The sequence below is a fragment of the Kitasatospora sp. NPDC086009 genome (assembly GCF_044540385.1).
Classification (GTDB): Bacteria; Actinomycetota; Actinomycetes; order Streptomycetales; family Streptomycetaceae; genus Kitasatospora.
Window position 1 is genome coordinate 1 of record NZ_JBITSA010000042.1, and the last position, 6,850, is coordinate 6,850.

Genomic DNA, 6,850 nt, shown 5'->3' on the forward strand with positions numbered 1-6,850 from the left:
ATCACTCGGGCGGGGATCCTGCGGTCGGCATTCAGGACCGGAACGACAACAGCCGGTCATGCTCGTGCTTCGACGCCGGAATGTTCGGTGATCGGCCCGCACGGATTCGGGGTCGAGCCGAACCTGGTGTGCCGGTGGTGTGTTGAGGACTCGCGGCGGTGGTTGAGGTCGGCGTCTCTACGGCTGGGGTGTCGGGCCCTGCTCGCCGGTTTCAGACCGGGGCCGGGGTCGGCTGCCGGGGCGGGTGGTGAGCCAGGAGTCGACGTCGCGCAGAGCGGATTCGAGCGGGCCGAAGAGGACGCCGGTGGCGGGCGCGATGCCGCCGGGGCCGAGGTGGTCGGCGAGTCCGGTGTCGGTGGCGATCTTCGCGAGCGGGGGTTGGACTCCGGCGAGGATCAGTCGGCCGCCGGTTTGGTGGAGTTCGTCGGCCTTGCGGCGCAGGAGCTTGATCATGGCGGATGACGGCACGTCGGGGAGGTTGCGCACCACCAGGATCAGGACGGCGTCCGGGGCGGGGGCGGGCCAGTCGCGTTCGATGCGAGGCAGTTCGGCGAAGAGGCTGACGCCGTTGTAGTCCAGGACGGTGACCTGTCCGGGAGTGAGGCGGGCGGGTGGGGCGGCGGTTGTCCAGTGGCCGTCGCCCGCGGGTTGCAGGGCGAGCAGGCGTCCTTGGCGGGCGGCCTGGGCGCAGTACAGGAGCAGGGACAGGACGGCGCCGAGGATGATCGCCTGTTGGAGGGGCAGTTGGGTGGTGGCGAGGAAGGTCAGGGCCATCGCGGTGGTGGACAGGGGGGAGGTCTTCAGGACGAGGCGGATGTCGGGGATCTTGCCGGTGATGAGTTCGGCCCCGACGACGATGATCAGGCCGCCGATGACGGGCATCGGGATGTGCTCGGCCAGGGGCGCGAGGGTCAGGACGATCGCGGCGAGCCACAGGCCGGAGAAGATCCCGGCCCAGCGGGTGCGGGCGCCGGTGGAGACGGCGACGCCGGTGCGGGAGAGGGAGCCGCCCACCGGCAGGGACTGGAAGAGGCCGCCGGTGGTGTTGGCCAGGCCCTGGGCGGCGAAGTCGCCGTTGACGGAGGAGCGGGTGCCGTCGGGGTTGGGGACGGTGGGGGCGATGCCGGCGGCCTGGGCGAGGGCGACCAGGGCGATGGAGAGGGCGCCGCCGAGCAGGTGGGGGAAGGCGGACCAGTCGGGTGCGGTGAGGTGCGGCAGTGCGGAGGGGATGTCGGCGATGCCCTTGACGAGTTCCACGTCCGTGCCGAGCACGGCGACTGCCGCGCTGACGGCCACCATGGCGACTAGCAGCGCGACGGTGCGAAGGCGCTCGACCGTGTGGGCGAGCGCCCAGACGGCGATGGTGGCGGCGGCAGTCAAGGTGGCGGCGAGCTGCCAGGAGGCGGCGTGGGCGAGCCAGTCGGCGAGCTGGGCGAGCTTGTTGTGCCCGTGCGGCTTGTAGCCGGTGGCGTCCTTGAGGACGCCGGTGATGATCTGAACCGCGATGCCGACGGAGAAGCCGGTCATCACCGCGTTGGAGACGAAGGAGAGCACGACACCGAGCCGCAGGACGCCCATAAGGAGCATGACGAGCCCGGTCATCACGGTGAGCATCGCGATGTTGCCGCTGCTCGCGGGGTCGAGTCCGGCGTCGGCCAGGACGCTCTGGGCGGTGAGGGAGATGGCGCTGGTGAGGGTGGTGACCATCAGTACGGTGCGGGCGGTGAGGGAGCCGACGATGGCGGGCACGACGCCGGAGAACAGGCCGGCGACCGGGTTGAACCCGGCGATGGCGGCGTAGGCCATGCCCTCGGGGATGGAGAACAGGCCGGTCACGAGCCCGGCTGTGACGTCGGCGGGTTTCGGCCCCGCGAGCCGTGGAAGCCGGGGCGTGCGGTTCATCCGGCCAGGGCGGAGACGGCGTCCCCGACGTACTTGGCGCCGAGGACCACGAGGACCACGGTCATGATCGCGCTGTTGTGGACGGACATCCACGCCTTCCCCTCGCCCAGCACCTTCGCGGACTTCTGCCCGCCGAGGAGGTAGACGCCGAGCGGGAGCAGGGTGCACAGCGAGCCGATCAGCACCATGAGCACGGTCGCCACCGTCTTGCCGCCTGCTGAGGCGGTGCTGGTGGAGATGGTGACGGCGCCGCCGACGGCGAGGACGAGGTTCTTCGGGTTCGCGGCGACCAGGGCTGCCGCGAGGCCGGCCGATTTGGCGGGGGTGAAGGTGTCGATGGCCCGCATCCATTTCGGCGGTTCGGCGACGTGGCCTTCGCGCGGGCGGCCGTGCCACTGCTTGGCGCCCAGGAGGAGGAACAGCACGCCGAGGGCGAGCTTGAGCCAGTACGACCAGGTCGGTTTGTCCGCGCCGGTGTCGATGTTCGAGCCGGCCAGCACCACCACGGTGGTCACCGCGGCCAGGGCCACTGTCCAGCCTGCCGTGAAGGCCGCGCCGTTCGCCTTCCCCTGCAGGGTGGAGAGCATCAGGATCACCGCGATCAGCGGCAGCGGACTGATGGCGATGCCGACCGCGGAGGCCAGCATCGAACCGATCGCCTCACCCACGGGTGCCTCCTCGTCTCATTGGTGAACCGGGGCGGGCGCACGGGTCGTGACCGCGGGTGCCCACCGTGGAGGGGCCCGCTCGGGTCCGACCCTGCGGCCCCGGCCGTGGCGCCGGGGTTCAGGTGCGGACGGACAGTTGGGGCCGTTGCCAGCGGCCGTCGAGGATTTCGGGGGCCGGGCCGTAGACCCGGATCGCGATGGAGAACGGGCCGTCGGGGGCGGGCAGCCAGTTGGCCGCCTGCGCGGGGTCGGCGGGGCGTTCGCGCTGGACGTAGAGGGTGAGCGAGCCGTCGTCGCCGTACACCAGGCCGGAGGTGCGGTCGCCGATCGAGTAGCGGTCGACGGGGTTGTCGACGAGCAGCCGTTGGGGCAGCCGGTACATGGTGGCGGACCAGAAGAAGCGGGCGGGCGGGAGCTCGCCGGGCGGGAAGTGCAGGACGTAGTCGCGTTCGCTGGCGTCGGGCGGCCGGTTGCCCTGGTCGTCGGCGAGCCAGCCCGCGTACCAGGCCTCTTCGGCGGGCAGTCCGTACAGGCCTTTGTCGACGCCGACCGCGCGGGTCAGGTAGTCGCTGCCGTGCTGGGCGCGGGTGCCGAACCAGCCGGTGGAGTCCTGGGCCCGGGAGGCGGCCTCGGTGAGCGCGGCGCGGCCGTCGGCGATCCCCTGCCGCAGCTCTTCACGGACCTGCTCGGTGAGGGCGGCGGGTTCGAAGTCGCCGCTTCCGATGCCGAGTTGGTCCAAGCGGGCGCGCAGGTCGGCGTCGGCGGGCAGGACGGGGAAGAAGCCGAGCAGGAAGTCCAGGAGGGTGAAGAACTCGAGGCTGTCGAGCGCCTCCTCCCGCCAGATGGGCCACTGCGGCTCGACCGCCAGCGCCGGGTCGGTGCCGAGGTGCTCGCTGAGCGGTTTCAGCACGTACCGGGCCTGGACCTTCTCCAGCTCCGGCACGTCGTCCGGTCCGCCGAGGTAGGTGCGGCCCAGGATGCCGACCAGGTCGGTGTCGGCGCGCAGCACGGCGTCGAAGCCGTCGGCCGCCACGTCCCGGTGGCGCGGTCCGGTGACCAGGTAACGGCCCGGCTCCTGGCCGGTGGTGCGCGAGCCGATGAACCCGACGTAGCTGGTGTCCAGGTCGTGCAGGGGGATCACGTAGTAGCGGTCCATCGCAGGGACCTCGACCACCCACGGCTCCGCCCTCAGGTCCAGCCAGGCCCAGGAGTACGGGGTGTCGTTGTTGGGGGTGACGACGTCGGTGTTGGCCGGAGTGAAGGGCTGCGGGTAGTGCCGGAAGACGCCGAAGCCGCCGACGTAGCGGGGATCGGCGTCGTCGATGGCCTGCGGGTACATCGTCCGGTAGTTCTCCAGCAGCGGGTATCCCCAGATCCAGGCCTCGGCGGCGGTCTCACGCGCGGTCACCGGGCCGGTAGGGCTTCCACCGTCCATGTCACACCCTCCCTCGAATAGCAATTAATGAGACATATCACGCCGATGGTTGCGGCGTCGGCGGGGACGCGGCGCCTCCCGGCGGTGTCGGGCCCGCAGGGCGACGGTTCAGGCGGGGAGGATGTCGCCGAGCTTCCAAGTGCGGTCGAAATACGGTTCGAGCGGTCCGTAGAAGCGGAAGTAGCAGAACCAGTGCTTGCCCGGCAGGGTCTGCACCCAGTTCGACTCGCCGGCGGCGGGGGGTTCGGGGCCGAAGTGCAGATCGACGGAGCCGTCCGCGTTCGGGCTCAGTTCGGGGTCGCGCGAGCCGCGGTCGCCGCGCTGCTGCGGGTTGTCGACCAAGCAGCGGGTCGCGGCGTCGTACACGGTGGCGGACCAGAAGAGCTTGGCGGGCACGTCGGCAGGCACGTGCAGGGTGTAGGTCCGGCCGCCGTCGAGCCACTGGCCGTCGGCGTCGGTGTAGCAGCCGAGGTAGGCCTGGCCCAGGCCGGGGGTGCTGCTCTTCATCGCGACGGAGAAGCTGACGGCCTCGTAGAACCAGGCCGCGCGCTCAAGGAGCTGGTCGTGGTGCTCGGCCCGCTGGTCGGAGCGGTCCAGCATCAACGCCAGGTCCCACTGCCTGTCGGGCCAGTAGCGCGAGCCGTCGAACCGCTTGGCGAAGGAGTTCGCCTGCGCCATCAGCTCCCCCGCCGCGCTCGCCCGAGTCAGGATCCGGGTCAGGCGCCCGTCCGGGGCAAAGGGCCGGCCCTTCTCGATGCCGAGCTGCTTGAGCATCGCGAGGAAGAAGCGGTCGCGTTCGTCGACCACCTCGTCCTGGTAGACGGCGTGCAGGCGCTCCCAATACTCCAGGCCGCGCGGCTGGTCACCGGACCACGGGCGGCCCTGCGGCGAGACGATCCGGGTGGCGGGCGTGCTCTCGCGCCGCCCGTACGGGTAGAGCCGGACCGCGTCCACCAGTTCCTTCGAGCGGGCGGGGTCGGGGTCCAGGGTGCGAAACCCAAACATGATGTTGGTGCCAGTGGACACCAGCACCCGCAGGCCCTCGGCGTCGGCCGGCGCCTGCTGCCCGGGGGCGAGGACCAAGTAGCGGCCGCCCTCGCCCCTGTCGGGGCCCATCTCGCCCATCGAGGCGATCTCGCGCTGCCAGAAGTCCGACACCCCGCCAGCCGTGGGCCCGGCTGGCAGCTCGATCACCAGCGGTCCGGTGGCGGAGAGGTCGATGAAGTTGAGGAGGTAGGGGGTGGTCGCGTTAGCGGTGATCAGGCCGAGCCGGTCGCGGTAGCTGACGTAGTGGACCAGGTCGAACGGCCCCGCCCCGAACACCTCCCGATGCACCTTCTGCCACTGCGCGTACGACACCAGCGGCACCGCCCACAGGTACGCCTGACAGGCCATCTGGTGGTCGAGCTCGTCGAACACCAGGTCCAAGTCCGCCCGCTCGGGCAGCTCGCCCGCCATCCGCACCGAACCGAGCCCACCGGGAAGCCGCACGTCATCGCTCATGCCCAGACGCTACGAGCGATCTACGGCTCGCGCATCCCGGTCCGGGGCCGTGCGGACGATCCCGGAACCTGCCGCCCGGGTGGGGCTGCGGCCCCACCTCCGGAGCCGACGCCCATGCCCGGGCCGTCACCTCGCGCAGCGGCCCAGATTTCGAACCCACGGTGGTGGTGTAAAACCGCGACAACACTGCCCCTGGACCGCTCCTCGGCGTAGACATCTTCGAGCTACCAAGCCTCCCGGTTTCATGAGCGGGGGCGGCCGCACGCACTCGGCCGAGATTCCCGTTCGACCAGCATCCATCAGGATCGGAACCACAACAGCCACTGACTCCAGCGGAAGGTCAGTTCTGACTCCGTGGAGGGCCCGCTTTGGAGCTGTCGGTCAGTGTTGACGCTGGGCCAGAAATCGAAGGCGACTGCGCTCAATGGCTGCCGGGGAGCCGGTAGGTCAGGCGTGGTCGGCGCCGACTCGTCCCGACCGGACGTCGCCCGGGGTCCGAGCCGAAGCAGCCTTCGGTGGTCCCCGTCCAGGCTCCGTGCGCCTAAGCCATGGGTTCGTCCACGGATGCTTCACTCTTCGTATCCAAGCGCTGACATGAGGTCAGGGCTGATGGTGTGAGGAGATCTGCATGTCCTACCGGACGAAGCTGCGCGGCGTCGTGGTCGGCGCCTGCGCCGTGACCCTGCTGGCGAGCTCCAGCCTGCTCACCCTTCCCGCCCAGGCACAGGACTGGTCATCGCGGTCGGAACAGCAGGTGGCCAGCTTCTTCCAGGACTACCTCGACGCTACGGAGGGCCGCCAGCACGACGGCAAGAGCCCTCTCGAGGTCCGCGAGGAGTACCTCACCACCGAACTCGACGAGGCGCTCACCGCCTGGGGCTCCAACCACCAGACGGACCCGGTCCTGCGCGCGCAGAAGCTCCCCAAGACCTGGTCGACGACAGAGAGCGACAGCACCCCCACCCACACCAAGATCATCGTCACTGAGAACTGGGCCGACGGCACCAGCCAAAACGTCTGGTACCAGGTCCGCCTCACTGACCTGGTCATCGACAGCCTTGAGGACCCGACGCCTGTGGCTGCCTCCTGAGCTGTGCCTGCCTCTGCCGGTGTCCTGGTCGATGCGCGACCGGGACGCCGACTTTGCTCTGACGGCAGCCGCCAGGCCGGCTGCCGTTCCCGGTGGGTGGCCAGGGCCAGCCGGGGACCGGCCTGCGGCACTGGGGCAGCAACCCCACCGCTCCCTCCACCGGAGCCAGGACTGACCTTCCGCTGGAGTCAGTGGCTGTTGTCGTTCCGATCTTGAGGGGTGCTGGTCGAACGGGAGTCTCGATCGGGTGAG

5 protein-coding genes are annotated in these 6,850 nt (G+C 70.4%); 1 reads left to right on the forward strand and 4 read right to left on the reverse strand.

All coding sequences use genetic code 11. The features are described from left to right. Window positions 1-177: 177 nt before the first annotated feature. From ACIF6L_RS38565 to ACIF6L_RS38580, 4 genes are all read right to left on the reverse strand, one after another. Window positions 178-1,902: a SulP family inorganic anion transporter gene (locus ACIF6L_RS38565; RefSeq protein WP_396491936.1), complete on the reverse strand. Its 1,725-nt coding sequence runs from the start codon at window positions 1,900-1,902 to the stop codon at window positions 178-180. Further along, window positions 1,899-2,570 (reverse strand): GAP family protein, encoded by a 672-nt coding sequence (locus ACIF6L_RS38570; RefSeq protein ID WP_396491935.1) that lies wholly within the window; start codon window positions 2,568-2,570, stop codon window positions 1,899-1,901. The genes ACIF6L_RS38565 and ACIF6L_RS38570 overlap by 4 nt, the downstream gene beginning before the upstream one ends. Window positions 2,571-2,688: 118 nt before the next feature. Further along, the gene (locus ACIF6L_RS38575; protein ID WP_396491934.1) at window positions 2,689-4,005 is read right to left on the reverse strand and encodes a DUF1254 domain-containing protein; all 1,317 of its coding nucleotides are present in this window, start codon (window positions 4,003-4,005) and stop codon (window positions 2,689-2,691) included. 108 nt (window positions 4,006-4,113) lie between these two features. Next, a complete protein-coding gene (locus ACIF6L_RS38580) occupies window positions 4,114-5,508 on the reverse strand; it encodes a DUF1254 domain-containing protein (RefSeq protein ID WP_396491933.1) in 1,395 nt (464 codons plus the stop codon). Window positions 5,509-6,136: 628 nt separating this feature from the next. On the opposite strand from ACIF6L_RS38580, the gene ACIF6L_RS38585 reads away from it, so the two are divergent. Beyond that, window positions 6,137-6,598: a hypothetical protein gene (locus ACIF6L_RS38585; RefSeq protein WP_396491932.1), complete on the forward strand. Its 462-nt coding sequence runs from the start codon at window positions 6,137-6,139 to the stop codon at window positions 6,596-6,598. The last annotated feature ends 252 nt before the right edge of the window (window positions 6,599-6,850 follow it).

Bases quoted from the DNA above. Each gene is read 5' to 3' on its own strand.
- ACIF6L_RS38565 (WP_396491936.1), bottom strand. From the start codon at position 1,902: ATGAACCGCACGCCCCGGCTTCCACGGCTCGCGGGGCCGAAACCCGCC.
- ACIF6L_RS38575 (WP_396491934.1), bottom strand. From the start codon at position 4,005: ATGGACGGTGGAAGCCCTACCGGCCCGGTGACCGCGCGTGAGACCGCC.
- ACIF6L_RS38580 (WP_396491933.1), bottom strand. From the start codon at position 5,508: ATGAGCGATGACGTGCGGCTTCCCGGTGGGCTCGGTTCGGTGCGGATG.
- ACIF6L_RS38585 (WP_396491932.1), top strand. From the start codon at position 6,137: ATGTCCTACCGGACGAAGCTGCGCGGCGTCGTGGTCGGCGCCTGCGCC.